General features: G+C 70.3%; 17 protein-coding genes. 12 read left to right on the forward strand and 5 right to left on the reverse strand.

The window, feature by feature from the left end:
• Positions 1 to 188 precede the first annotated feature (188 nt).
• Both WME95_RS01925 and WME95_RS01930 read right to left on the reverse strand, forming a co-directional pair.
• Positions 189 to 770: a cupin domain-containing protein gene (locus tag WME95_RS01925; RefSeq protein ID WP_437549007.1), complete on the reverse strand. Its 582-nt coding sequence runs from the start codon at positions 768 to 770 to the stop codon at positions 189 to 191.
• Positions 771 to 1,412: 642 nt separating this feature from the next.
• The gene (locus WME95_RS01930; protein ID WP_437906756.1) at positions 1,413 to 2,654 is read right to left on the reverse strand and encodes a class I SAM-dependent rRNA methyltransferase; all 1,242 of its coding nucleotides are present in this window, start codon (positions 2,652 to 2,654) and stop codon (positions 1,413 to 1,415) included.
• 30 nt (positions 2,655 to 2,684) lie between these two features.
• Here WME95_RS01930 and WME95_RS01935 point away from each other — a divergent pair, with 30 nt between their 5' ends.
• From WME95_RS01935 to WME95_RS01950, 4 genes are all read left to right on the forward strand, one after another.
• Entirely contained in the window at positions 2,685 to 3,767 is a 1,083-nt protein-coding gene (locus WME95_RS01935; RefSeq protein WP_437906757.1) for a hypothetical protein, read from the forward strand.
• Between the two features lie 624 nt (positions 3,768 to 4,391).
• The gene (locus tag WME95_RS01940; protein ID WP_437549013.1) at positions 4,392 to 5,480 is read left to right on the forward strand and encodes an FIST signal transduction protein; all 1,089 of its coding nucleotides are present in this window, start codon (positions 4,392 to 4,394) and stop codon (positions 5,478 to 5,480) included.
• Positions 5,481 to 5,505: 25 nt separating this feature from the next.
• On the forward strand, positions 5,506 to 7,377 hold the full coding sequence (locus WME95_RS01945; RefSeq protein ID WP_437906758.1) for an ATP-binding protein: 1,872 nt from the start codon (positions 5,506 to 5,508) through the stop codon (positions 7,375 to 7,377).
• 112 nt (positions 7,378 to 7,489) lie between these two features.
• Complete coding sequence (locus WME95_RS01950; protein ID WP_437906759.1) at positions 7,490 to 9,448, forward strand: 4-alpha-glucanotransferase; 1,959 nt, start codon at positions 7,490 to 7,492, stop codon at positions 9,446 to 9,448.
• Positions 9,449 to 9,619: 171 nt separating this feature from the next.
• Here the strand turns inward: WME95_RS01950 and WME95_RS01955 are convergent, their stop codons facing one another.
• Entirely contained in the window at positions 9,620 to 11,116 is a 1,497-nt protein-coding gene (locus WME95_RS01955; protein ID WP_437906760.1) for a hypothetical protein, read from the reverse strand.
• A gap of 199 nt (positions 11,117 to 11,315) precedes the next feature.
• On the opposite strand from WME95_RS01955, the gene WME95_RS01960 reads away from it, so the two are divergent.
• The 8 genes from WME95_RS01960 to WME95_RS01995 all read left to right on the forward strand — a co-directional run bounded on the left by WME95_RS01960 (position 11,316) and on the right by WME95_RS01995 (position 21,582).
• On the forward strand, positions 11,316 to 13,010 hold the full coding sequence (locus tag WME95_RS01960) for a serine/threonine protein kinase (protein ID WP_437906761.1): 1,695 nt from the start codon (positions 11,316 to 11,318) through the stop codon (positions 13,008 to 13,010).
• Complete coding sequence (locus WME95_RS01965) at positions 13,007 to 13,999, forward strand: PEGA domain-containing protein (protein WP_437906762.1); 993 nt, start codon at positions 13,007 to 13,009, stop codon at positions 13,997 to 13,999. Before WME95_RS01960 ends, WME95_RS01965 begins: the two co-directional genes overlap by 4 nt.
• Before the next feature lie 187 nt (positions 14,000 to 14,186).
• Positions 14,187 to 15,137, forward strand: a complete 951-nt coding sequence (locus WME95_RS01970; protein ID WP_437906763.1) for a hypothetical protein — start codon at positions 14,187 to 14,189, stop codon at positions 15,135 to 15,137.
• Positions 15,138 to 15,179: 42 nt separating this feature from the next.
• Positions 15,180 to 15,953, forward strand: a complete 774-nt coding sequence (locus WME95_RS01975) for a thioesterase II family protein (protein WP_437906764.1) — start codon at positions 15,180 to 15,182, stop codon at positions 15,951 to 15,953.
• Positions 15,954 to 16,085: 132 nt separating this feature from the next.
• Positions 16,086 to 17,732 (forward strand): fumarate hydratase, encoded by a 1,647-nt coding sequence (locus tag WME95_RS01980; protein ID WP_012232992.1) that lies wholly within the window; start codon positions 16,086 to 16,088, stop codon positions 17,730 to 17,732.
• Between the two features lie 494 nt (positions 17,733 to 18,226).
• Positions 18,227 to 18,433: a hypothetical protein gene (locus WME95_RS01985; protein ID WP_437906765.1), complete on the forward strand. Its 207-nt coding sequence runs from the start codon at positions 18,227 to 18,229 to the stop codon at positions 18,431 to 18,433.
• Positions 18,434 to 18,447: 14 nt separating this feature from the next.
• On the forward strand, positions 18,448 to 19,374 hold the full coding sequence (locus WME95_RS01990) for an alpha/beta fold hydrolase (protein WP_437906766.1): 927 nt from the start codon (positions 18,448 to 18,450) through the stop codon (positions 19,372 to 19,374).
• A 576-nt stretch (positions 19,375 to 19,950) separates the two neighbouring features.
• Entirely contained in the window at positions 19,951 to 21,582 is a 1,632-nt protein-coding gene (locus WME95_RS01995) for a protein kinase domain-containing protein (protein WP_437906767.1), read from the forward strand.
• A 48-nt stretch (positions 21,583 to 21,630) separates the two neighbouring features.
• Here the strand turns inward: WME95_RS01995 and WME95_RS02000 are convergent, their stop codons facing one another.
• Complete coding sequence (locus WME95_RS02000) at positions 21,631 to 22,209, reverse strand: hypothetical protein (RefSeq protein WP_437910941.1); 579 nt, start codon at positions 22,207 to 22,209, stop codon at positions 21,631 to 21,633.
• A 16-nt stretch (positions 22,210 to 22,225) separates the two neighbouring features.
• Positions 22,226 to 25,621, reverse strand: a complete 3,396-nt coding sequence (treS, locus tag WME95_RS02005) for a maltose alpha-D-glucosyltransferase (protein WP_437906768.1) — start codon at positions 25,619 to 25,621, stop codon at positions 22,226 to 22,228.
• Positions 25,622 to 25,864 lie beyond the last annotated feature (243 nt).

The following is a 25,864-nucleotide window of genomic DNA, read 5'->3' on the forward strand; positions in this document are numbered from 1 at the left end:
GCGATGAGCGCAAGGCACATCTCGATCATGTCCGAGCTCCTGCCCGAGCCAGTTCATCCGTTCATCCGTGCCGCGCCCTGCGCTGTCGGCGCGGCGCGGCGCCGGCAGGGGACGGGGCTTGGCCCTGAACAGCCGGCGCCGCCGTGGCTCGGCGGGGGCTGTCCGCGGATGGACCGCGAGGGCAGGCGCTACTCTGTGGGAGGATCGGTGAAGAGCATACCAGTCGTCGCCGTGAGCTTCTCCAGGACTGCGGGCCCGAAGCGCTCGGCGAAGCGCGCCCTGTCCTCGGGCGCGATGACGATGTCGCCCGGCTCGTCTTCGCGCTCGTCCGTGATGATGGCGAGGAGCAGCCCGGGCTCCTGGCCGACGTTCTCGAACTGCCGGTAGACGCCCACGGGCACGTCGATCATATCGAAGGGCTCGAGCGTCGTCTCGTCCGTGGCGCCCTCGTTCCAGCGCAGCGCGAAGCGTCCAGCGAGGCACAGAAATACCTCCCTCGAGCGACGGTGTGCGTGCAGAGGGACCTTGTCGCCAGGCCTGCAGCTGACGATGCCCACGCTCATGCCTTTGGGGCCGACGATGGCCGGCGCCGTCCCCTCGCGCGCGTCCCCCGCCGCGTGCGCCATCAGGAGATACAGAGGAGGGTTCACGGCGTCGAACGCCTCCTGTGGGATGCTGGTGTCAACGGTGTGATTCACGTAAGCCCGGAGCTCGCCGAACCGCGCGATGCGCGAGCGCATCTGCTCCGGGGTGATCTTCAGCGTCGTCATGATAGATCCCCCTTGTCTACCGCGTCCGAGCTCATGGACCGCTCGGCGCGGCTCTTCTCCAAAGATACCGCGGGCTATGGCGGTGCGCTCGATCGATTCCCTGCTTCGAATCGACTTTATCGCTCGCTATCGTCGCGCGTCGCGCGTCGCGCGTCACGCGTGAGCCGTGTGTTGGCTGAGCAATGGACAATACTGGGCCAGTGTAGTAGCGTGGCCCGGGAAGGCCGATCTCTGGAGGCGCTCGGAGACGTCGAGGCGTGATGCTGCCGATCCCGCGGAGCGCCGGACGGTGAAGCCGATACGGCCGCGGCGCGTGTCGGTCATGCCTTTGTGAACGACATTGAATTCCACGGACAGCCGTTTCCGCCAGGCCCGCAGCGCAGGGGTCATTGGCGAATTCCACGGACAGCCGTTTCCGCCAGGCCCGCAGCGCAGGGGTCATTAGCGAATTCCACGGACAGCCGTTTCCGCTATGCCGGCAGCGCCTGCGTCACTGGCTGTCCGGTGGTCAATCGCCTCGACCCGCAGGTGATCTCCGGCGGAGGTCTCGCGGCGGCCGGCTCCGGCCACCTCTGCTGCGCCGTGGCCCGTCCGGGCGCGCACCCCTGAACGCGCGGCGAATCCGGCGGGCGCGTCAGCGCGTCACTCCAGCACCACGAACTTCAGATACCGCCCCTCCCACCACGCCGGCAGCGTCGGGTGGTCCTCCGGCTGCCCGTGGATCGCCCGGATCCGCAGGTCGTCCCGCTCCAGCGTGGCGTCGTCCAGCGTCGCCAGGAAGTCTTCCGCCGTGATGTGGCTCGAGCACGACGCCGCGCACAACAGGCCACCTCGATCCAGCACGCGCGCGACCGCGGCGTGCAGGCGCCGGTAGGCGCCGAGCGCGCGCGGCTTGGCGCGCTCGCTCGGCGCGAAGCTCGGCGGGTCGCAGAGGATGAGATCGTACCGGTCGCCGCGCGCGCGGGCCTTCTCGAGGAAGTCGAACGCGTCCGCCGTCACGAACTCGTGGGCCGCCGGATCCACGCCGTTCTCGCGGAACGTGCGCTGCGCTGACGCGTGAGCGGCCGACGCCGCGTCGACGGAGGTGACCCGGCCCGCGCCGCCGAGCGCCGCGGCCACCGAGAAGCCCCCCGCATAGCTGAACAGGTTCAGCACGCGCCGGCGCCCGGCCGCGAGCGCGCGCACGCGGGCGCGGTTGTCGCGCTGGTCGAGGAACGCCCCCGTCTTCTGCCCGCGCGCGAGATCGACCTCCATCGCGACCCCCGTCTCCCTCACGAAGAGGCGATCCGGCAGCGGCGGCCCGTGCAGGTGCGCGAGCTTCTTCCCGTCCGCGTCCTCGCCCGCCGCCGACGCGCGCGCGCGCAGGCCGATCGAGCGCACGCCGCGGGCGCCCAGCGCGCGCGCGAGGTGCGGGAGCAGGCGATCGAGCCAGGGCGCCAGTATGTCGCCGTCGAGGCGGATCACCGCGGCGCGGTCGTACCGATCGATGACGAGCGACGGCACCCGGTCCCCCTCGCCGTTGCACAGCCGGTAGGCCGTCGTGTCGCGGCCGTCGAACCAGCCGTCGCGCAGGGCGAAGGCGCGATCGAGCCGCTCCGCGATGGCCCGCTCGTCGAGCTGCGGCGCCTGCGTGCGCTGGAAGACGCGGACGGCGATCGCCGAGTCCGCGTCCCAGAGCCCTCGCCCGAGGAACGGCGCCCCCTCGGCCGACAGCTCGACGACGTCGCCCGACGCCGCGGCGCCGCCGCGGTGCGCGCGCTCCCCGCGCTTGCCCTCGCCGCGCTTGCTCCCGTGCCCGCCGCCGTCCGCGATGCCGTCTCGGTAGACCCATGGGTGGCCGCGGCGGACGGCGGCGGCGGCCGGCGCGGTGAGATGGACCCGCATCGACCCCGCCTAGCACGGTAAGCTCGCAGCGTGCTGCACCGAGTTCGTTCGTCCGGATGGGCCTGCCTCGGGGGGATCTCGCTTGCCGTCGCGGCAGCCTGCACGCAGGACCACCGCGTCCTCGGCCGGGATCCATCGAGCGGGGCGGCCACCTCCGGCGCCGGCGGCGGCCCGGGAGCGACGACGAGCGGCGCGACGACGACCACGGGCGCGGGCGGCGGCGCGGTCGAGCCGCCGGGGCCGACGAGGCTCACGGTGGTGAACGGCATCAGCGATCACGACGCGGTCCGCTTCTGCTTCCTCGCGTACCCCGACGGGACGGGCGCCGGCGTGGACCCCTGGCCGGGCGCCGCCGCGGGCCTCGCGTTCGCCCAGGCCCAGGAGGTCGAGCCGCTCGGCGCGGCGATCCCCGAGGGGACGAGCCTGCGCGCGCACGTGATCGCCGGCGACCTCCGCGCGACGGAGGGGCTCGACTGCGCGGAGATCCTCGCGCTCGCGGGCGGCACGGGGAGCCCCGCGGCCCCGATCGTGGCCGCGGGGCTCCCCGTGCTGCCGGCGCCCGTGTTCGCCGAGGAGAAGAGCCTCCTCCTGGTCGCCACCGGATGCCTCGGCGGCGAGGGGCACACGCACGAGAGCGAGAAGGAAGGCTGCGGCGACGCCTACACGATCGACACGCCGACCGCCGGCCTCGTCGCGGTCGCCATGTCGCGGCGGACGACGTTCGGCAAGCTGAGCCTGCAGGTCGCGCACGCGAGCGCGGCGACGCCGGTGGTCCATGTGGACCTGACGCCCGGGCGCGACGACGCGACCGGGGTGACGCTCGCGCAGGACCTCTCCTACGGCGCGATCGCGCCGTTCCCGCCGTCCACCGGGCTCTCGGTGAGCGACCTCGGCGCGCTCGACGAGGTCGCGATCGAGACCCGCGATCCCATCGAGGGGACGGTGACGTCGTCGGTGCCGATGCGCGAGATCCTGGCGAGCAGCGACGTGCCGGCCGCCGACATCGGGGACGGTCAGGGGTTCGTGCTTGTCGCCGTCGGGGCCGCTCCGGGGGCGAAACAGGGCGGGTTCTGGCACCCCCTGACGTACTCGCTCTTGCGGGCGAATCCCTGAGCTTGTTCCCGAAACATCCCATGACCGGCGAGGTTCCGGGTTCACCGTCTCTCGTCGGACGGAACGACCACGCCTCGCCTGGCAGCGCGCCGTGGACTCGCCTTGATTCCGCCTCGGGCATCAAGGCCCCATCGAGCGCGGTTCGCAATGCCACGATCCTGCCGTGTGATGCCGTGTTGTCCAGGTTTTGCGCAAGACCCTGATTGCTCCTGTACGGCCGACTCGAGTGTGTCCGGCGTGTCTGCCGAGCTTGCAGCGCGCGTTGTCTTATTGGAGGATGAGGGTCCTGCCCCCTTGGTGTCAGGCGCCTCCCTCTCTCCTCGCAGATCAGCGCTCCGCGGGCCTCCTCACGGCTCTGCCTGGCTCTTCGGCGAGGAGCGTCGCGCCGGGAAAATCGTGAGTCGCTCGACGAACGGGAGCGCCCTGTACGGATGACATCACGGGACAATCACCCGCCGTGACGATCGGATGAATCTCCAGTATAACGCGAGTGCCGAAATTCCGATGGGGGGAGGGAACATGGCGACACAGGTATTTGTCGGGGCGAGCTCCGCGGCGGATCCGAGAGAGGCTGCTTCAGAGGCCGTGGCGACGGCGCTCCGCGGGGCTTCCCGCACGGAGCATGTGGCGCGACCGGCATTCGCCCTCGTCTTATCGACGGACCAGTACGACGCCGACGCGCTCGCCGCGGCCGTGACGAGCCAGCTGCCGGGCGTCCCCTGGGCGGGGTGCTGCACGGCCGGGGTCTTCGCCGGCAGCCGGCTGCTCCGGCAGGGGCTCGTGGTGGGGCTCGTCGCCTCGGAGACCGTGCGTGTCGGCGTCGGGGTCGCGCAGCCGGTGAGCCAGGACGGGCGGCGCGCCGGCGTGCTCGCCGCCTCGCGCGCCCTCGAGGCGTTCCCGTCGTCCGTCGCTCCCGGGTGGAGCCGCGCGCTCATCGTGCTGCCGGACGCGGTCACGGGCAACGCCGCCGACGTGGTGCGCGGCGCGGTCGAGGTCGGCGGGACGGGCGTCGTCTGGGCCGGCGGCGGCGCGGGCGACAACCTCCGCTTCGTGCGCACCGCGCAGTTCGCTGGCGGCAGCGCTTACTCGGACAGCGTGGTCGTCGTCGCGATCGACTCGCCGGCGCGCATGGCGACCGGCATCCGCCACGGCTTCCGGCCGTATGGCCCGCCCACGATGGTCACCCGCGCCGAGGGCACGGTCCTCGCCGAGCTCGAGTACGAGGGCGCCTTCTCGGTCTACCAGCGCACCGCGCGGGCGAGGGGGGATCAGGTGAACATCGACGGCTTCGCCACGTTCGCCATGACCCACCCGCTCGGCATCCCGCAGGCCGACGGCGAGCACGTCATCCGCGATCCGCTGCGCGTCGTCTCGCCGGGGGGGCTCTACTGCGTCGGCGAGGTCCCGGACGGGTGCCTCATCCGCGTCATGGAGGGCGACCCCATCGGCCTCGTCGGCGCCGCGCGCGAGGCCGCGACCACGGCGCGCGAGGCGGTGGCCGGGCCCATCGCCGGCGCGTTCGTGTTCGACTGCATCTCGCGGTGCATGATGCTCGGCGACACGGTGCGCGACGAGCTGACCACCTTCGAGAGCGAGCTCGGCGAGAGCGTCCCGGTGATGGGATGTCTGACGTTTGGAGAAGTCGGTACGCTGGGCCGAGGAGTACCGCAGTTTCACAACAAGACCGCTGTCGTGCTCGCCCTGGGGGCCTGAGCGCGGGAGCGGTTGGAGCCCTGTCATGGCGAGCGGCGAAGAGCACGAGATCCAGGAGGAACGGCTGGCGCTCCTCAGCGTCCTCCAGGAGCTCACGGTCGCGGCGCTCGACCTCTTCGATCCGCACCAGTCGATGGCGGTCTTCCTGGAGCGGCTCGCCGAGCGCCTGAGCTGCATCGCCGTGCTCGTGCTCGTCGAGCCGGCCCCGCGGGCCCCGCGGCTCCTCGACGCCGCCGGCCTGTCGGCGAGCTCGCGCGCGCTGCCCATCCCGCCGCGCTCGCCCGCCGCGCCGGGCGAGCCCAACGGCGGGGGCGCGGGCCTCTCCTTGCCGTACCCCGAGCTCGCGCGGCCCGGGCTCGTGACGTGGCACTTCTCGCTGGAGGGGCAGGGCGACAGCGGCGCGTCCAGCCTCCTCCTCTGCTTCGAGAGCGAGCCCCCGTTCGCGCCCCGGTACCGGGGCATGATGCGCCGGCTCACGGCGACCTTCCGCACGGCGCTCGTGCACCGCCTGCTCTACGCCCGCATGATCGAGAACGAGCGCGAGCGGGCGCGGAACCTCGCCGCCGCGGAGGCGGGGCGCGCGGCGGCGGAGGCGGCGCAGCGGCGCGCGGCCTTCCTCTCGGAGGCGAGCCGGCTGCTCTCGAGCTCGCTCAATTACGAGGCGACGCTGGTGCGCGTCGCGCGCCTGCCGGTCCCGTTCGTCGCGGACTGGTGCATGGTCGACATCATCGAGCGCGAGGCGATGCTCCGGCGCGCGGTCGTCGTCCACGCCGATCCGCAGAAGAGCGAGCTCGCGCGCCTCCTGCAGGGCCAGACGCCGATGGACTCGGTCCTCCCGTCCGGCGTCGCCAGCGTGCTGGAGACGGGCGAGGCGGCGCTCTGCGAGGTCGCCGGCGCGCCCCTCGCCCCGGCGAGCGAGCGCGGCTCGTACGACAGCGAGCCGCCGGTGTCGGCGAGCGAGGCGCTCCTCATGGAGCTCGGGCTCCGGCGTTACATCTCCGTGCCGCTCGTCACGCGCGGCACGATGCTCGGCGTGCTCACCATCGCGTCCGGCCGCGACGATCTGATGTACGGCGTGGAGGACCGGGCGCTCGCCGAGGATCTCGGGCGCAGGGCCGCGCTGGCGATCGACAACGCGCGGCTGTACGAGAGCGCGCAGCGGGCGATCCGGGCCCGGGAGGAGCTCGTCGCGGTGGTGTCGCACGATCTCAAGAGCCCGCTCGCCACCATCGTCATGAACACGAGCCTCCTGCGCCGGAAGCTGCCGGGCGCGGACGAGGCGGTCGACGTGCGGCGCCCTGTCGAGCGCATCCAGAAGGCGGCCGATCGCATGAACCGCCTCATCCGCGATCTGCTCGACCTGGCGAAGCTCGACGGCGGCCACATCTCGATCCAGCCGGTGCCCCACGACGTCGCTGGCCTGCTCGGAGACGCCATCGAGCTCTTGCGGGAGGAGGCGGCGGAGAAGTCGCTGCGCCTCGAGCAGAGCGTCGAGCTCGGCGTCGATCGGGCGCTCTGCGATCGCGAGCGGATCCTGCAGGTGATCGCCAACCTCGTCGGCAATGCGATCAAGTTCACGTCGGCCGGCGGCGAGGTCGCGATCCGGGCCGAGCCGTGGGGCCGGGAGGTGCGCCTCTCGGTGCGGGACACCGGCCCGGGCATCCCGGAGGACCAGCGGGCGCGGATCTTCGAGCGCTACTGGCAGGCGAAGGAGACGGCCCACAAGGGCACCGGGCTCGGCCTCTCGATCGCGAAGGCGCTCGTCGAGGTGCACGGCGGGCGGATCTGGGTCGAGAGCAAGGTGGGCGAGGGCAGCACGTTCTTCTTCACGCTGCCGATGGTGGAGGCCACGAGCGCGACCTCGGGAGTCGCGGCAGGCACGCGCCTCGGGGCCTGACAGCCGCATTCGGGGTTTGCCGTACAGCGGTGTAATCACATCTCCGAGGCAGGAGGGTCTCTTCGCCTTGCGCGTTGGCGGTCCGATCCGTTCATCGCTATACCTTGCCTCGATGAAGGACGTCGGGAACGACAGGGGCGAAACGGCGCCGGCCGAGGCTCGATGGGGCGATGACGAGCGGGGGCTCGTCGAGGCCGCGCTCGGGCTGCTGGGCATCCGCAACCTCGTGCTCGCGATCCACGATCCGAGCTTTCCCTCGGACGACGCGGAGGACATCGGGCGCGGGTCCCCGAACACCGAGGGGGGGCGCCGATTCCTCCGGTTCGCGCGGGATCTCGGCTTCAACGGCGTCCAGCTGGGGCCGCAGGGGGAGACCTCTGCCGACAACGCGTCTCCCTATGACGGCACCATCTTCTCGCGGAGCACGCTGTCGATCGCGCTCGCCGGGCTGGTCGAGGACGGCCCCTCTGGCGCGCTCCTCCGCCCCGAGTCGCTCCGGGAGATCGTCGCCGGGCGGCCTCCTGGCAGCGAGGCGCGCGCGCAGCACGGCCATGCCTACCGCGCGCAGCGCGCCGCGCTCCGCGAGGCGTACGCGTCGTTCGAGGGCCGGCGGAGGCGCGGCGATCTCGGCGATCTTGGCGACCTCGAGCGCCGCCTCGACGCCTTTACGCGGCGGAACGCCGTGTGGCTCGAGAGGGACGGGCTCTACGGCCCGCTCTGCGCCGAGCACCGGAGCGGCTGGTTTCACGGCTGGTCTGGCGAGCCCGATCTCGACCGGCGCCTCTACGCGCCTGGCCCTGGCGAGGTGGTCGCGTGCGGGGAGCGCAGGAGAGCGCTCCTCGACAGGTACCGCGACGAGCTCCGCTTCTACGCCTTCTGCCAGCTCCTCGCGCACGAGCAGCACGCGGCGCTCCGGACGGTGACGGCCGATCTCGGGCTCAAGCTCTACGGCGATCTGCAGATAGGTTACTCGCCTCAGGATGCCTGGGCCTATCAATCGGTCTTCCTCAGGGGGTATCTGATGGGGGCCCCGCCGAGCCGGACCAACCCGGAGGGCCAGGTGTGGAGCTACCCTGTCCTGGATCCCGCGCAGTACGCGGATGCGTCGTCCGGCGGGCTCGCGCTCGTCCGGGCGCGGATGGACAAGATGTTCGACGAGTTCGACGGGGTGCGCCTCGATCACCCGCACGGGCTCGTCTGCCCCTGGGTCTATGCGGCCGACGCCCCCGATCCGCTCCGCGCCGTCCAGGGCGGGGCGCGGCTCTTCTCGTCGCCCGACCTGCCGGAGCACCCGTTGCTCGCGCGGTACGCCATCGTCTCTCCCGGGCAGCTGAACCGCGCCGTGCCCCGGTATGCCGACGACTGGGTCACCTCGCTGTCTCCGGAGCAGGTCGGGCGCTACAGCGTCATCTTCGACACGATCGCGCGCTGCGCGGAGGCCCGCGGGCGCGCCATCTCCGACGTCGTGTGCGAGGTCCTGAGCACGCTCCCGTACCCGCTCGGGGCCGTCCTTGATCGGCACGGGCTGGGGCGCTTCCGGGTCACGCAGAAGGCCGATCTCGACAACCCGAAGGACGTCTATCGCAGCGAGAACGCCGCGCCCGCCGACTGGATCATGGTGGGGACCCACGACACGCCGCCGCTCTGGAGGCTCCTCGACACCTGGGAGCGCGCCTCCGCGCTGGGGCGGCAGGCGGCGTATCTGGCGACGCGCCTCGCGCCCTCGCCGGCCGAGGAGGGCGCGATGGCGCGCGCGCTCGCGTCCGACCCTCGCGCGCTGGCGCTGGCCAAGCTCGCCGACCTGTTCGCCAGCCCGGCGTCGAACGTGATGGTCTTCTTCGCCGATCTGCTCGGGATGAAGGAGATCTACAACACGCCCGGGACGGTGGGCGACCACAACTGGTCGCTGCGGGTCCCTCGCGATTACGAGCGGTCCTATCTGGAGATGCGCGCGCGCGGCGCGGCCCTCGATCTCCCGCGCGCGCTCGCGCTCGCGCTGCGCGCGCGGGGAGGCGCGGAGTCGGCGGAGCGCGGGAATCTCGCCCGGCGGCTGGAGCGCTGCCCGCGCTAGAGCGGCGGTCACCCGCTTCGGATACGGGCCCATCTCGACGTTTTCGGTGCTCAGCGCACTGGAGTGCGCTTCCGCGCCGAAAACGCCGATCTGGACCCGTCTCCTGTGCGGGTGACCGCCGCTCTGCGACGCTCGTACTGAGAATTCCCCCGAAAAATCCGGGGAGGTACTTCAGTTCGGGCTCCACACCGCCCACTTCCCCGAGGTGGCCCATGTGTCGCTCGCATCCTTGAACGCCCCGATGAACGCGGCGCTCGCGTCGAAGAACCCGTCCGGCGGCACGACCGCGTCTTTGGTCAGGGACGCCGCGGGGCCGAACACCGGCGCGGACGGGTCGAAGCAGCCCTGGATACCCGGGTCCTCCTGCCGATTCTTCCGATCGGGCTCGCTCAGGAACGCGATCTCATCGAAGCCGCCGTCGTCGTCCTGGAGGATGCCTGTCCCGTCGGTCGTCTCGGCGTAGGCGAGGTCATTCACCAGATTGAAGAAGATCGAGCTCGCTATGTTCTGCTCGGGATCCGGGTCGCGCACGTCGAGGCCCGACTCGAAGCCCGTGACGATCGTGTTGGCGATGTTCACCTTCGTCGACCGGCGGAGCAGGATGCCGTACTGCTCCTTGCCCACGTCCACGCCTTTCCCGCAGAGCGTCGCGTTGTAGATCGTCGGCTCGCTCCGGGGCTCGAGCGCCGGCGTGAGCGCGAGCGGGTCGTTGTCCCCCTCGAACCCGTTCGTCTCCTCCGCGACGTTCGGGTCCTGCTGCGCCACGAGGAACTGGAGCTTTCCGCGATACCCCTGGTCCCAGTCGAAGGCGTCGTCGCCGCTGTACTGGCAGGCGAGGTGCTTTGCGTTCACCGTGCCCCCGAAGAACTCGAAGCAGTCGTCGGACACGTGCCTCACCTGGACGAAATCGATGATCGTCCCCCTGCCGACCCCGCCGAGGGTGAGCCCGTTGATCTCGTTGTTCGGCGCGAGCTTCACGCCGGAGTACTCGATGCGCACGTATTTGAGCGTGCCGCTCGAGTCGTTCTCGTCGATGCCCCCGTATCGCCCGTTGTTCGTCAACCCCTCGATCTGGCCCGGGGTGCGTGCGCCGTTCGCGTCCACGTGGTTGGTCGGCGCGTTGCCGAGGAGGATGACGCCGCCCCAGTCGCCGGCCCTGCGATCCTCCGGGGCCTTGCTGCTCGTGAACACGATGGGCTCATCCCGGGTGCCCACGGCGATGAGCTTGGATCCGGGGTGCACGACGAGCGTCGCGGGGACCTGCGGGTTCGTCTCGCCGAGCACGGTCGTGCCCTTCTCGATGGTCAGCGTCGCCCCGGCCGAGACGTTCACCTGGCCCTTGAGGATGTACTTCTTGTCACATCTGAGCGTGAAATCCTCCGTGATATCCCCGGTGATCTCGACGGTCGGCTTGTCGGCCGCCGCGCACCCGCCTGTCGGGTCGTCGCCCTCGCCGCCGGCTGAGCCGCTCGACGAGGGGACGCAGGTGCTGTCCGTGCGATCGCAGATGGCGCCGTCGAACTGCGCGCAGTCCGCGTCGGAAGTGCATTGCACGTCCCGCTGCTCGATGATGAGCGAGCACGCGAGGGCGCTCGTGGCGAGCGCGCCCATGGCCAGCGCGAGGGTGGCGGCAAGTGGTGAATCGACGGGGCTGCGCTCGTGGTTCATTGCAATCACCCGATGGCAAGGGAAACGTCTCTGTCAGGCAGGACCGCGCTGTCCGGCCGACCGGGACGTGGCGACACCGTCGCTGACAGGCCATCGCATTCGCGAGAACGTCACATGACGGCCGCTTCGAGGTAACAGGTCGCGGGCATTCTCCGGGCCGGGCTGGCCTCCCTCTGGGGATCGATCCGGCACAGGTCGAATGAGCGCTCCCAGCGATCCCAATGGTTGGCGGAAATATCGCCCGATCGCCGAGATCGGCAGGGGAGGTATGGCCGACGTCTGCCTCGCGGTCGCCCAGGGCCCCGTGGGATTCAACAAGCTCGTCGTGCTGAAGCGCGTGCGGCCCGAGCTCGTGGAGGACGCCGATATCCTTGCCATGTTCCTCGACGAGGCGCGGCTCGCGGCCCGATTGAATCATCCGAACGTCGTTCAGACGTACGAGGTCGGCGACGAGGGAGCGCGCTTCTTCATCGCCATGGAGTACCTCGACGGCCAGCCGCTCGGCAGCATTCGCTCCCGCATGGGGCACGACAAGGTGCCGCTCCCGCTCCAGGTTCGCGTCCTGTGCGACGCGCTGGCCGGGCTCCATTACGCGCACAACCTGCGCGATTTCGACGGAACACCGATCCACGTCGTCCACCGCGACGTGAGCCCCCAGAACATCTTCGTCACCTATGATGGCGTGATCAAGGTTGTCGACTTCGGTATCGCCAAGGCGGCCGACTCGCTGACGGAGACGCGCACCGGAACGCTCAAGGGCAAGGTCTCGTACATGTCGCCGGAGCAAGCGCGCGGAGAGCGCGTCGACCGGCGCTCCGACGTCTTCTCGGTGGGGGTGATCCTCTGGGAGGCGATCGCCCGGAGGCGCATGTGGAAGGGCTTCAACGACCTCGCGATCCTCGGGCGGCTCGCCATCGGCGAGGTCCCGCGGCTCGCGGAAGAGGCGTCCAGGGTCGAGCTCGACCCCGAGATCGAGCGGATCTGCCAGAAGGCGCTCGCGCCCGCGCTCGAGGACCGTCATGCCTCCGCGGCCGAGCTGCAGGCGGATCTCGAGCGCTGGCTCGGCGAGCGCCACCGGGGCATGTCCGCGCGGGAGGTCGGCGAGATCGTGGCCGGCCAGTTTGCCGACGACAGGGCGCGGATCAAGCAAGTCGTGGAGGAGCAGCTGCGCGGCGTGCGCTGGACCGGGAGCTATCCGAGGGTCACGCCGGCGCCCGACCTGCCGAAGCTGAGCGCCGGTCCGATGTCGATGACGCCGACCTTGACCGCGCCCGCGGCGGTCAGCGCCTCCTCGGACGGGAGCTCGATGCTGCCCTCGGTCAGCATGACCGGCGCGAAGGAGCGCCCCGCGCGCCCGAACCGCACGATAGTCGTGATCGCGGTCACCTTCGTCGCCATCGGCGGAGCCGTGAGCGTCGGGGTCTTGCGCGCGCAGCCATGGCGGATCGCCGCGAGCGATCACCAGGAGGCGCAGGTCGCCGCGCAGCCTGCGGCGGAGCCCTCTCCGAAGCAGGAAGAGGCCATCCGCCTCGTCGTCCGCGTCTCGCCGGCCGACGCGAAGGTCTCCATCGACGGCTCGCCGATGTCGACCGGCGCCTACGAGGGCCGCCTCGCCAGGGATGGCCGCGCGCACGTCATCCGCGCGGAGGCGCCGGGTTTCCTCGCGCAGGAAGAGGAGGTCACGGCGAGCAACGATCTCTTCTTGAGCCTCGCGTTGAAGAGCGCACCGGAAGCGCAGCCGGGGAGGCTCGCCGCCATCGGTCGGAGCGCCCCGGCGAGCGTCGCCACGGCGCCGCCTGCGTCCGCCGCGCCGCCGTCGAGCGCGCCCGCGACGCCGCCTGCCGAGCAGAAGCCGAAGCGGGGGATCGATCTGGAGAGCCCGTACGCCCGATGAAGACCCCGAGAGCGCTCGCCCTCTGCGCCGCGATCGTGCTCAGCGCCCCGCTCGGCGCGTTCGCTCAGCCTGCCGGTAACAAGACCGAGGAGGCCGACGCCCGCTTCCGGCGAGGCGTCGAGCTCTACAACGAGGTGGATTATGGCGCTGCGCTCACCGAGTTTCGCCGCGCCTACGACCTCGCGCCCGCATATCAGGTGCTCTACAACATCGCGGGTACGTGTTATCAGCTCAAGGACTACGCCTGCGCGCTGCGCGCCTTCGAGAGGTACCTCGCCGACGGTGGCGAGCAGCTCCCGGGCGGGCGGCGGGCCGAGGTGGAGCGGGACATCGCCATCCTGCGGAGCCGCGTCGCGACGGTGGAGATCTCGACCTCGGCGCCGGACGTCGAGATCTCCGTGGACGGCGTGCCGGCGGGCAAGACGCCGCTCGCTGAGCCCCTTCTGATGAGCGCCGGGCGCCGCCGCATCGTCGCCGAGGCGCCGGGCCGCCCGGCCGTGTTGAGGGTCGTCGACGTGGCCGGCGGCGATCACGTTCGGCTCAAGATCCAGCTCCCCGAGGCGCGAGCCCTGCACGGCCCCGGCGAGGGCGCGGGCGGCGCGCCGGCGCCGCCGGGCGCGCTGCGGATGGACCGCGCGCCTCGCCAGCAGCGGAGCGTGCCCGTGTTGCCCTGGCTCGCGACCGGCGCGCTCGCCGTGGGCGCGGCCGCCACCGGGCTCCTGGCGCTCGGCGCTTCCGGGGATCTCGACGCGGAGCTCGATCGGTATCCCGGCGACGCCCGCGCCGTCGAGCGAGCGCGGGCGAGGAGCGAGGCGCTCGCGCTCACCACCGACCTGCTCGCGGGCGCCGCCGTGCTCGCCGGCGGCATCTCGATCTACCTCACTGTCGCTGGCGCAGGCCCGGAGCGCGCCGACGGAGAGCGCGCGTCATCTCCTCCCGTGAGGCTCACGATCGCGCCGGCGTCTCTCGAGATCGCGGGCTCTTTCTAGGACCGACGCAGAGCGTCGCAGGGTCGCGACGGTCAAAACGCTTGCATCCAGCGCGCTGGAGCTGCATTGATCCGGGCGATCGCCGTGGTCATGGGGGCCTCTCCCGTACGACGCCGCGGCGACGGTGCGACAAGGTGGTCAATCGCCCGCGCTGCCCGCGAGTTGAGAACGAGATGGGAGACACCAGGTGAGCACGACCAAAGCGTCTCTTGGGACCCTGTTCCTCATGCTCTCCCTGGCCGCGCCTGCGCTCGCGCAAGAGGCGGCGCCTCGGCAGCCCGTCACCGACAAGACGAAGGAGCGTTGGGCGAAGAGCCAGGGAGGCCGGTTCGGCTTCGAGATCGACGTCCTCAGCTCGTCTTACCAGCGGGAGATCGCGGCGGCTGCCGGCGAAGAGGCCTCCGTCGAGGAGTCGTCGCGGCTCGGCGTCACCATCACCGCCGCCACCCAGTACAAGCTGTTCGCGGGTCTCCACCTCGACGCGGAGATCCCGTTCGTCTACGGCGACGTCTCGGGCCCCCAGTCGACAGACCTGTTCGGCAGGCGGTTCACGAGCAACGCAGGATACAGCCAGTTCTTCATCGGCAATCCCACGTTCGGCCTCCACTACGCTGCCAACGCCCTGCCCATCCTCGCGCTCTTCGGCGGCATGAGCTTGACGATCCCGCTCCACCCGCACCCGGGGACGGAGCTCCAGGTCGCGTCGGTGGCGAACTTCCCCGCGCGGGCTTACTTCGATGCGCAGCGCGTGCTGCTCGCTCACTGGGCCTTCCGGGCGCGCGTCGGGACCGAGATCAACGTCGGCAAGGTCCTGTTCTTCACCCACGATCTCGCGAGTCAGGTCTTCTTTCCGACCCGCGACGGGGAGGAGACGAAGACCGTGATCGAGCAGGGAAACGAGATCGAGTTCCGCCCGTTCGGGAACTTTGGCATCGGCATGCGCCTTCAGGCGGCGTTCCCTCTCTCCTCGAGCAACTCGGCCCAGCTCGCGGCGGAGCCGTTCGTCGGCTGGGAGCCGCTCGTGAAGGGCTCTTTCACCCGCGTCGGCGCGCTCGTCGCGCTCGACGACGACCTCGGCTTCGGCCTCGATCAGGGGAAGGTCGCCACCATCCGCGTCGCTCTGGGCAGCAAATGGTAGGGAGCGAGCGCCGCGGGGGCGAGCTACGCTGAGCGCTCCGTGATGACGACCCCCAGCCCGAGCCGCGACCCCTGGGTCGGCGTGCCGAGGCCGAACCCTGCTGCCCGGCTTCGACTCTTCTGTGCGCCCTATGCGGGCGGCGGCTCGTCGATCTACAGCGCCTGGTGGCGCGCGCTCCCCGCGCACACGGAGCTCTGCGCGCTCAGGCTCCCCGGCCGGGAGGCGCGCATGAGCGAGCCGCCGTTCGAGCGCCTGACGCCGCTCGTCCAGGCCCTCGCCACCGCGCTCGAGCCGTGGCTCACGAAGCCGTTCGCGCTGTATGGCCACAGCCTCGGCGCGCTCGTCTGCTTCGAGCTCGCGCGCGAGCTCCGCCGCCGGGGAGCACCGCTGCCGCGCCACCTCTTCGTGTCGGGCCGGCGCCCGCCTCACGTTCGCGGCTCGGATCCGCTCCACGGCCTGCCCGAGCCCGAGTTTCTGGAGCGGATCCGCCGCATGGGGGGCACGCCCGACGAGGTGCTGCGCGACCCGGAGCTCCTGGCGCTCTTCCTGCCTGTCCTGCGCGCAGATTTCGCGGTCAACGAGGCCGAGCCGTTCGTCCCGGGGACCCCGCTCGATTGTCCGATCTCCGCGTTCGGGGGCCTCGACGACGAGCGCGCGGACCGCGCCGATCTCGAAGGCTGGCGCCATCACACGCGCGGGGCCTTCCGGGTCGAGATGTTCCCCGGCGGACACTTCTTCCTGCGGAGCGCCCGGGAGCCGCTCCTGCGGCAGATCTCGGCCGTCCTCGGCGACGTCGAGCGCGCGCTCCCCGCGTGACGGCCGGCGCTGGGTGGGTGTTGAGCCCGGGGCGGGAGCCATGCAAAGAAGGAGGGACCCGCAGCCCCTCTGCCCCTCTGCCCCTCTTCCTCTCTGCTCCTCTGCTTCTCTGCTTCCCCGGAGACCCGAACGATGACCGATTTCCAGTACCAGGACATGCTCCCCCTCGGCCATGACGAGACCCCGTACCGCCTCGTCAGCCGCGACCATGTCTCGACCTTCGAGGCCGCCGGCTCGACGTTCCTCAAGGTCGAGCCGGAGGGGCTCACCCTGCTCGCGCGCGAGGCGATGCGCGACATCGCCCACCTCCTCCGGCCCGGTCACCTCGCGCAGCTCGCGCGGATCCTCGGCGATCCCGAGGCCTCCTCGAACGATCGCTTCGTCGCCCTCGAGCTCCTCAAGAACGCGAGCATCGCCGCGGGGGGCGTGCTCCCGTCGTGCCAGGACACCGGCACGGCCGTCGTCATGGGCAAGAAGGGCCAGCTCGTCTTCACGGGCGGCGGCGACGAGGCGGCGATCGCGCGCGGCGTCTTCGAGACCTACCGGGCGCAGAACCTGCGCTATTCGCAGCTCGCGCCGCTCGACATGTACCGGGAGGTCAACACGAACGACAACCTCCCTGCGCAGATCGAGATCTTCGCGACGGACGGCGACGCCTACAAGCTCCTGTTCATGGCGAAGGGCGGCGGCTCCGCGAACAAAAGCTATCTTTACCAGGAGACCAAGGCGCTCCTGAACCCGGAGAGCCTGCTCTCCTTCGTCGAGGCGAAGATCCGCGCGCTCGGCACCGCGGCGTGCCCGCCGTACCACCTCGCCATCGTCGTCGGCGGTACGTCGGCCGAGTACACGCTCAAGGTCGCGAAGCTCGCCTCCGCGCGCTACCTCGACACGCTCCCGGCCGACGGCAACGCGCGCGGGCGCGGCTTCCGCGACCGCGAGCTCGAGCAGAAGGTGCTCGAGCTCGCGCAGCGGACGGGGATCGGGGCGCAGTTCGGGGGCAAGTACTTCTGCCACGACGTCCGGGTCATCCGCCTGCCGCGCCACGGCGCCTCGTGCCCTGTCGGCATCGCCGTCTCGTGCTCTGCGGATCGTCAGGCGCTCGGCAAGATCACGCGCGAGGGCATCTTCCTCGAGCAGCTCGAGGCCGATCCCGCGAAGTACCTGCCCGACACCACGGACGCGGATCTCGAGGGCGAGGTCGTGAAGCTCGACCTCCGCCGTCCCATGAGCGAGATCCGCGCGGAGCTCTCGAAGTACCCCATCCGCACGCGGCTCTCGCTGAGCGGCCCGATGATCGTCGCGCGAGACATCGCGCACGCGAAGATCAAGGAGCGCCTCGATCGCGGCGACGGCATGCCGAGCTACCTGCAGGAGTTCATGGTCTACTACGCCGGGCCCGCCAAGACGCCCGCGGGCTACGCCTCCGGCTCGTTCGGCCCCACCACGGCTGGCCGGATGGACGCGTACGTCGACCTCTTCCAGGCGAACGGCGGCAGCTATGTCATGCTCGCGAAGGGCAACCGCTCGCCCGCCGTCACCGCGGCGTGCAAGAAGCACGGCGGCTTCTACCTGGGCTCGATCGGCGGTCCGGCCGCGCGCCTCGCGAAGGACTGCATCAAGAAGGTCGAGGTGCTCGAGTACCCCGAGCTCGGCATGGAAGCGGTCTGGAAGATCGAGGTCGAGGATTTCCCCGCCTTCATCGTGGTGGACGACAAGGGCAACGACTTCTTCGCCGACATCAACAAGCCGGCCGGCCGGAAGCTCGAAGTCGCCGGCTGACGTCCGGAGCCCGGGAATCGCGGCCGGGCAGCTCCCCCTCTGCCTCCGGCGCCGGCGCGGCGGCGCCGGCCGCCCTCTCCATCCGTGCCAGACCTTCCAGGACCTGCGCAAACTTCGCGTCGGTGGCGGAGCGACAGCGAGGTTGACTGGCGACGATGTCCCCTCCGGATCGGCGTCGAGGACCCGGTTCCATCCGTTCGTGATACGGCTCGACACCAGCTTTCCCTGCTTCCGTCACCGGAATCGACGAGCGTGACCGAGGCAAATGGTCACATTCGAGGCGTCTTGGCGCCTGTTCAGCCCGGTGTCGGCTCGACGAGCGCTGCTGGGGCCGCGGCCCGCGGGGGCACGGTCCGTGCTTTGACCTCGTGCGGAAGGAGCTGAGCATGACAGTTCGATCTGATCGCACGGTGTCTCATGGCCGCGCTGACGCTGGGCACCACCGTTTCGAGGATCGGCACGGTGGTCCCCATGGATCTCGCCATCAGCTGGAGGTGGATCGTCTGGACCGACTGGTGCGCGCAGCGCAGGAGATCGCTGGTCAAGCAGAGCGTCGAGAGCGCGAGCAGCGCAGCGACGCGGGCCAGGAGGCGAGGCCCGGCGACGGCGGCGTCAAGTCGCGTCCGGCGCCGAGGAACCCGAGCATCGCCGACCTCGAGCGCGCGGACAACGAGGGGATGCTGCCGCCGGGGGAGACGTGATGAGCGCACGCGCGATGAGCCTCGATGGGCTCGTCGATCGGCTCGTGCCGAGCGCGCTCCGCCCCGCGGAGCGCGCGCCCCTCGCCCCTGCGCTCGACGCGGAGGTGCGGCACGTCGATACGTGGAGCGCGGGGCGCCTCGCCTATTACGTGGACGCCCGCGCTGCGGGGCGCCCCGTGGTGCTCGTGCACGGGGTCGACGCGGCCGCCTCGTCCAGGGAGATGGCGCCCCTGTTCGATGCGCTCCGCGGCGAGCGGCCGGTCTACGCGCTCGATCTTCCCGGCTTCGGCCTCTCGGAGCGGGCGGACCGCGTGTACGATCGCGAGCTCTACCGCGCCGCGCTGCGCCGCTTCCTCACGGACGTGGTCCGCGCGCCGGGCGGCGCCGACGTCATCGCGCTCTCCCTCTCCTCGGAGTTCGCCGCCGCCGTCGCCTGCGAGGAGATGAGCATTGTTCACAGCCTCGTGCTCATCTCCCCGACGGGGCTCGGCCGTGAGCCTCCCGGCGCGAGCGCCCTCCTCCGGGCTGTCTCGCGCGTCCCGTACGCCGCCGAGGCGCTCTATCGCGTGCTGGCCGCGCCGCCCAGCATTCGCTGGTTCCTGAAGAAGAGCTTCGTCGGCGCGCCGGATCCAGGCCTCGTCGACTATGCCATCCGCGCGTCGAAGGAGCCTTTTGCCCACCGGGCCCCCCTCGCGTTCATCGCCGGTGCCCTGTTCACGGACGACGCTCTCCAGCGCATCTATGCGCGTCTGCCCGTCGCCACGCTGATCCTCCACGACCGTGACCCGTATTCGCGCTTCGACCGCCTCGCCGAGCTCATGCAGCAGAACCCGCGCGTGGAGGCCGCCCGCGTCGCGCCGACGCTGGGTCTCCCGCACTTCGAGCAGCTCGACGCCACGCTCGATGTGGTGCGCAGGTTCTGGGCGCAGGACCCTTGGTAGCTCTCCTCCACAGAACGACCAGGACAGCCTGGTAGGGAGCTCCGCGCAGGGCGGACGTCGATTTCCTGCGGAGCCCCCAGGCTCCGCAGGGAAGCCGAGGTCGTCCGGTCCGCTCAGGAGCCGTCGCCCTCGACGCCGATCATGTATGCGCCATTACTGATTGGCCCCTTCTCGTGCCAGCGGGCCTGTGCTCCGCCGGTCTCGTGCGACGCCGAGGGGGGTCTCAGGGATCGACCTGCGACACGCATCCAGTTCCACCGCTCCTGAAGCACCTGGTGTACAATGGAGCGGTGGTGGAACACCGGGTGTGCCGACAGGAGCACCCGGTGTGTGTGGTCACGTGCGTACCGCTTCGAGCGGGGCCATTTCGTTAGGACCATGACATCTGCGGCGCGGGAGGGGTGTCCTTGCGCAGCAATCCGGCGATGGAGCGCTGCGCCAAGACATCACGATGGATGGTCAGGCGATGGAGCAACGCGGCATGCGTCTACAGGGGGCGCGGATTGTTTCCAGGCGTAAAAGTCTTTGCAAACTCCAGGTCAACGGGCTAATTAAGCTCTTATAGCGGGGGATGTCGTGAATTCAGGCGGCCAAACCATCTCTTCGACCCAGCAAGCGAGCAACAGCTTGCTTGGTCGATACCGCCTGATTGCAAAATTGGGTCGTGGTGGGATGGCCGATGTATTTCTGGCCGTCTCCCGGGGGCCCGGGTCGTTCAACAAGCTCGTTGTTGTGAAGTGTCTCCGCGTCGGGATGGCGGATGACCCGCGCTACGTCCTGATGTTCCTGGACGAGGCCAAGCTCTCGGCCCGGCTCAATCACCCCAACGTCGTTCAGACCTACGAGATCGGGGGCGAGAGCGGCGGGTACTTCATCGTGATGGAGTACCTCGAGGGCCAGCCGCTCAAGGACGTCGTGAGGGCGGTGGTGAGCGGCTGTCCTGGCGCCGCGAGCTTCACGCGGGGGGCGTGGGTCAGGACGATCGTCGAGGCGCTGCGCGGGTTGCACTACGCGCATGAGCTCGCGGACTTCGATGGCGGTCTGCTCGGCGTCGTACACCGCGACGTCTCGCCGCACAACATCTTCATCACGTACGACGGAGCTGTGAAGATCGTTGATTTCGGCGTCGCGAAGGCGGCCCTCAACGATGCGCACACCGAGAGCGGAACCTTCAAGGGCAAGATGGCCTACGCCGCGCCCGAGCAGGCGATGGCGAGCGCCGACGTCGATCGGCGGGCCGATCTCTTCGCCATCGGCATCGTGCTCTGGGAGCTCCTGGCGATGCGGCGGCTGTTCGATGGCGACCACGTCGCCGTGATGCACCAGCTGCTCACGCGGGACATCCCGCGGCTCTCCACCGTCGTGCCGGACATCGACCCGGCGCTCGATGAGATCGTGGCGAGGGCCCTCCAGCGGGATCCCGATCGACGGTTCGCCACCGCGCAGGAGATGGGCGACGCGCTGGAGAGTTACCTGCGGGGCTCGGGTGAGGACGTCCGCACGGAGCAGCTCGGCGCGCACGTGCTCGAGATGTTCGCGGAGAGCCGAGCGCTCGTGCGCCAGCAGGTCACCGCGCAGTTCGAGTACCTGAGCTCGCTGGATGTCGCGGGCGACATCCAGCGCGCCTCGATGGTCGGAGAGTTCCCCCGCGCCTCGATGGTCATGGGGATGAACCGCTCGATGTGGCCCTCCGCGACCGCGGCCGGTCTACCCCTCCTCAGCGATCAAAGCCACAGCTTCCCCGCCCACCATCATCACGAGCCCCCGGCTGTGGATCCCGGCAGCCTGGGCGCGACGGTGGGGCGCGCCTCGTCCTGGCGGCAGCGTGGGTATCTCGCCTCTGTGCTCGGGGTGGTCGCGCTGCTCGCCGCGGGGGCCTTCGTGATGTTCCGCGACCGCTCGGTGGAGCCCGTCGCGTCGGAGCAGCCTGCTGCGGTGTCCACGGCTGCGACGGCGCTCGAACCGGGCCTGATGAAGGCCAAGGTCACGATCAAGAGCGAGCCCGCGGACGCGAACGTGAGCTGGAACGGGACCATGCTCGGCAAGACGCCCCTCAGCGTCGAGCTGCCTCAAGGGATGCAGGTCGTCGTTGTGTCCAGGGCCGGTTGGGTCGACGTGTCGATCTTCCTGCAGCTCTCCGCGTCGGACGTCGTCGAGCGCACCGTCGCGCTCCGGCGTCAGGACGTCAGCACGATACCCTCCAATTAGATCTCCCCGTCTCCCTGTGAATTCCCCCGATAAATTCGAGGGGATACTTCAGGTGCCGGCCCGGAGGACGCGCATGGAGGAACCTGCCTTGGCGGCGAGGCGGCGGACTTCTCGACCGAGCCAGTCGAGGAAATCGAGGTTCCACGGAGGCCCGTCGGGCCAGCGCTCGCGTATGCGGTCGGCGAGCTCGAGATCCCAGCTCCCGTAGAGATCCACGAGCGCGTCATGCGCCTTGCGGCCGGCCAGCGCTTCAGGGGCCCCGCGAGGCTCGCCTCCGTGCGCGAAGGCGTCATCGCAAACATAGTAGTTGCACGTCGCCGCGCGCCGCTCGGGGGGGATGGTGCAGCCCTCATGACCGTGGAAAGCGCACCTCTTGGGGAGCGCTCTGCCATCGCTGCCCTGGGGCTCGACCCGCAGGATGAGCAGGCCGCGCTGGCCCGGGCGCAGGGTGCCCGCGGCCATCTGCTCGAGCAGCCAGCCAGCGCCGCCGAGCGAGACGATCCGCCCGATGTCCGACCACTCGACCCCGGGCGGGCTGGCGCAGCAACCCGTCGGGCCCTGCGGGCACGAGCCGCACAACGTCGAGTGCAACCGCGTATGCATGCCCGCGAGCTCCAGCCGGATCATCACGCCACCAGCGCTCCTATGCTCTGGGCGTGATCAGACGCTCCAGCCCGCGCAGCGGGATGTCCAGCCAGTCAGGCCGGTTGTTGAGCTCGTAGCCGACCTCGTAAATGCACTTCTCGAGCATGTAGAAGTCGATCAGGAGCACCGTGTCCGCGTCGCCCGCGGGCACGTACGGCGCCGTCTCGTCGGTCCGCGGCTCGGCGGCCGCCTGAGCGCGCGCGACCGTCTCCATGTATCCCGCGAGGTAGCTCGCGGAGATCCACGCCACCCAGGCGTCGGTCCACGGCTTGAGGACGGCGACGTCCTCGGGCCGGAGGCGAGCGTCCCGGAGCGCCGAGGCGCCGGCGTAGTCGAACGAGCGCAGCATCCCGCCCACGTCCCGGAGCGGGCCGCGCTTGTAGCGGCGCTCGTTCAGCGGCCTCGCCGGCTCGCCCTCGAAATCGATCAGGATGAAGTCGTCGCCCGTCGAGAGCACCTGGCCGAGGTGGAAGTCGCCGTGCGTCCGGATGCGGGGGATGTCGAACTTCCTCGACACGATCTGCTGGAGCTTCGCGTTGATCTCGGCCTCGCGCGGCAGCATCGCCGACACCTGCTCCCGCACGTTCTCGGGGAGCGAGCGCTCGCGCTTCCTCAGCAGCGCGAAGGTGCGCGAGAGCATGCCGTGCGCCGACTGGAAGATCGACTGCTGGTGCAGCGTCGAGAACGACTGCTGCCCGAACGCGGGGTCCTTGCTGGGCTTGCCGAGCGTGAGGTGGAGCTGCGCGGTGCGCTCGCCGAGCAGCCGCATCCTCACGAGCTCGGTCCCCATGAGCTGGTTCACGAGCGGCGGCGGCGTCGCGCGCGACGCGTCGACCAGCGTGCCGGCCGGCATCGGCGGCGCGCCCCCCTTCGCCGTCTCCTCGTCGGCGAGCACCCGCTCGAAGAAGCGGTTCAGCGCCTCGAGCGTGCTCGTCCACGCGTCGCTCTGGCTCTGCACGTACTCCTGGAGCATCGCCACCGTGGTCGCCTCGCGACCGCGGGCCTGGTACTCGATCGCCCCGGCGAGCCGCGCCGTGGAAGGGAACTGGTGCTCCGTCAGGTACCGGCCGATCTCGAGCTCCGGGTTGATGCCCTCCTCGACCTGCCGGAAGATCTTGAGGAGGAGCTTGTCGCCGTAGATGATGGTCGTGTTGCTCTGCTCGCTCTCGGAGATGCGCGCCGGGAGCTCTCTCTCGGCGCCGAGCGTCTCGAGCGTCGTCCCGAGCGGCAGCGCGTGGAGCTCGCCGAACGAGCCCGTCGCGACCCCCTGCGCCCGGATCGCGGCGAGGACGAGCGCGGCGAACTCCGGGGTCGCCAGCGCGTCGTAGAGGACGCCCTCCGGCGCCGCCGCGCTCTCCGGCTCGGGATCGCGGATCGTGACGTCCGCGATCACCGCGTGGCGCGCGCGCGTCGCGAGCGTCCGCGCGTAGTCGCCGGTGGCGAAGCCGATCGGCACGACATACGTCTCCGGCGAGCCGTCCGTGTACTCGACGCGCGCGAGCAGGAGGTAGTGCTCCGCCGCGGTCTGCTCGCCGCGCAGGATCGGGATGACGTCCGCGAGGGTCGTGGCGCGCCGCGTGCGCGCCTTGCCGCGGAACCAGCGCCGCGCCGCGATGAACTTGCCGAGCGCGGGCTCGAGCACCTTGCGCCCCTCGGGGGAGAGGAGCGTCCGCCACGAGCCCTTCGTCGCGATCGCGGGCGCCGCCTCGGCGTCGCCCGCGGAGATCGCCGGCGTCGCCGGCTCGAGCGCGAACCAGAAGAAGTCGTGCGGACCGAGCGACAGGGAGTAACCGCGGCTCGTGATCTCCGGGAAGCGGCTCCTGCCGAACAGCTCGACAGGCACCATGCCCTCGAAGCGCGCGAGATCGAGCTCGACGTGCTGCGCGTACCGAGAGAGGTTCGCGACGATGAGCAGCCGCTCGTCCGCGTGCGCGCGGATGAACGCGAGCACCTTGCTGTTGTCCGGGTGCAAAAACTCGATCGTCCCGCGGCCGAGCACCTTGTTCTGCTTGCGCAGGGTGATGAGCCGCTTCATCCACCAGAGGAGCGAAGCCGGGTTCTGCTGCTGCGCCTCGACGTTGATCGCCTCGTAGTGGTACTCGGGGTCGATGATGATCGGCAGATAGAGCTTCTGCGGGTTCGCCCTGGAGAATCCGGCGTTCCGATCGGCGCTCCACTGCATCGGCGTGCGCACCCCGTCGCGATCGCCGAGATAGATGTTGTCGCCCATCCCGATCTCGTCGCCGTAGTAGAGGACGGGGGTCCCCGGCAGCGAGAAGAGCAGCGCGTTCATCAGCTCGATCCTGCGCCGCGTCTTCATGAGCGGGGCGAGCCGCCGGCGGATGCCCAGGTTGATCCGCGCCGTGTGCTCCTGCGCGTAGACGCGGTACATGTAGTCCCGGTCCTCGTCGGTCACCATCTCGAGCGTCAGCTCGTCGTGGTTCCGGAGGAACGTCGCCCACTGGCAGGTCTCGTGGACCACGGGCGTCTGCTTCAGGATGTTGACGATCGGGAAGCTGTCCTCGAGCTCGACCGCCATGAACATCCTGGGCATGAGCGGGAAGTGGAAGTTCATGTGGCACTCGTCGCCGCTCCCGAAGTACGCCGCGGCGTCGGCGGGCCACTGATTGGCCTCCGCGAGGAGCATGCGATCGGCGAAATTCGCGTCGATGTGGCGCCGGAGCTTCCGCAAGAACTCGTGCGTCTCCGGCAGGTTCTCGCAGTTCGTCCCCTCGCGCTCGTAGAGGTACGGCACGGCGTCGAGCCGGAGCCCGTCGACGCCCATCTCCAGCCAGAAGTCGACCACCTTGAAGACGGCGGCGTGGACGTCCGGGTTCTCGAAGTTGAGATCGGGCTGGTGGGAGTAGAAGCGGTGCCAGTAATAGGCGTTGGCGACCGGATCCCAGGCCCAGTTCGATGTCTCGAAGTCCTTGAAGATGATCCGGGCGTCCTTGTAGCGGTGCGGCGTGTCGCTCCACACGTAGAAATCGCGCCAGCGCGAGCCCTTGGGCGAGGTCCGCGCGCGCTGGAACCACTCATGCTCGTTCGAGGTGTGGTTCAGGACGAGCTCGGTGATGACGCGGATGTCGCGGCGGTGCGCCTCGCGCAGGAGGCGGGCGAATTCGCGCCGGGTCCCGTAAGACGGGTTGATGTTGGCGTAGTCCGCGATGTCGTATCCGCCGTCGCGCAGCGGCGAGGGGTAGAAGGGCAGGAGCCAGATCGCGGTGACGCCGAGATCCTGGAGGTAATCGAGCTTGTCGACGAGCCCCTCGAAGTCGCCGATGCCGTCCGCGTTCGAGTCGCTGAACGCGCGGACATGGACCTCGTAGATGATAGCGTCCTTGTACCAGAGGGCGCTGCCTTCGGCGGGAGGGGGCTTTTGATCCTGGCTCATGGCTGCTCCGGCGATGCGCGTTGTCCGCGCGACGACGCCGGGCGCACAGGATACAGCGGCTCGGGCCCTGTGCGGCGTGAGCACGCCGCCCGGGCCAGAGGTGGCCAGGAGGCAAGGCACGCTGCGGAGTCCGCCACTGGGCGCGCACTGCCGTCCCCACGCAGATGACGCGGATCACGTGTATAGTTTAACTACTCGGGATTGCAAGACCACGCGTGCCCGACTTCGGTAGCACGCCACGCG

The sequence above is a fragment of the Sorangium sp. So ce327 genome (genome assembly GCF_051530205.1).
Taxonomy (GTDB): domain Bacteria; phylum Myxococcota_A; class Polyangia; order Polyangiales; family Polyangiaceae; genus Sorangium; species Sorangium cellulosum_B.

Coding starts and splice junctions, on each gene's coding strand:
- WME95_RS01950 (WP_437906759.1), top strand. CDS start 7,490: ATGAAGGACGTCGGGAACGACAGGGGCGAAACGGCGCCGGCCGAGGCT.
- WME95_RS01975 (WP_437906764.1), top strand. CDS start 15,180: ATGACGACCCCCAGCCCGAGCCGCGACCCCTGGGTCGGCGTGCCGAGG.
- WME95_RS01990 (WP_437906766.1), top strand. CDS start 18,448: ATGAGCCTCGATGGGCTCGTCGATCGGCTCGTGCCGAGCGCGCTCCGC.
- WME95_RS01965 (WP_437906762.1), top strand. CDS start 13,007: ATGAAGACCCCGAGAGCGCTCGCCCTCTGCGCCGCGATCGTGCTCAGC.
- WME95_RS01945 (WP_437906758.1), top strand. CDS start 5,506: ATGGCGAGCGGCGAAGAGCACGAGATCCAGGAGGAACGGCTGGCGCTC.
- WME95_RS01980 (WP_012232992.1), top strand. CDS start 16,086: ATGACCGATTTCCAGTACCAGGACATGCTCCCCCTCGGCCATGACGAG.
- WME95_RS01925 (WP_437549007.1), bottom strand. CDS start 770: ATGACGACGCTGAAGATCACCCCGGAGCAGATGCGCTCGCGCATCGCG.
- treS (WP_437906768.1), bottom strand. CDS start 25,621: ATGAGCCAGGATCAAAAGCCCCCTCCCGCCGAAGGCAGCGCCCTCTGG.
- WME95_RS01960 (WP_437906761.1), top strand. CDS start 11,316: ATGAGCGCTCCCAGCGATCCCAATGGTTGGCGGAAATATCGCCCGATC.
- WME95_RS02000 (WP_437910941.1), bottom strand. CDS start 22,209: ATGATCCGGCTGGAGCTCGCGGGCATGCATACGCGGTTGCACTCGACG.
- WME95_RS01930 (WP_437906756.1), bottom strand. CDS start 2,654: ATGCGGGTCCATCTCACCGCGCCGGCCGCCGCCGCCGTCCGCCGCGGC.
- WME95_RS01955 (WP_437906760.1), bottom strand. CDS start 11,116: ATGAACCACGAGCGCAGCCCCGTCGATTCACCACTTGCCGCCACCCTC.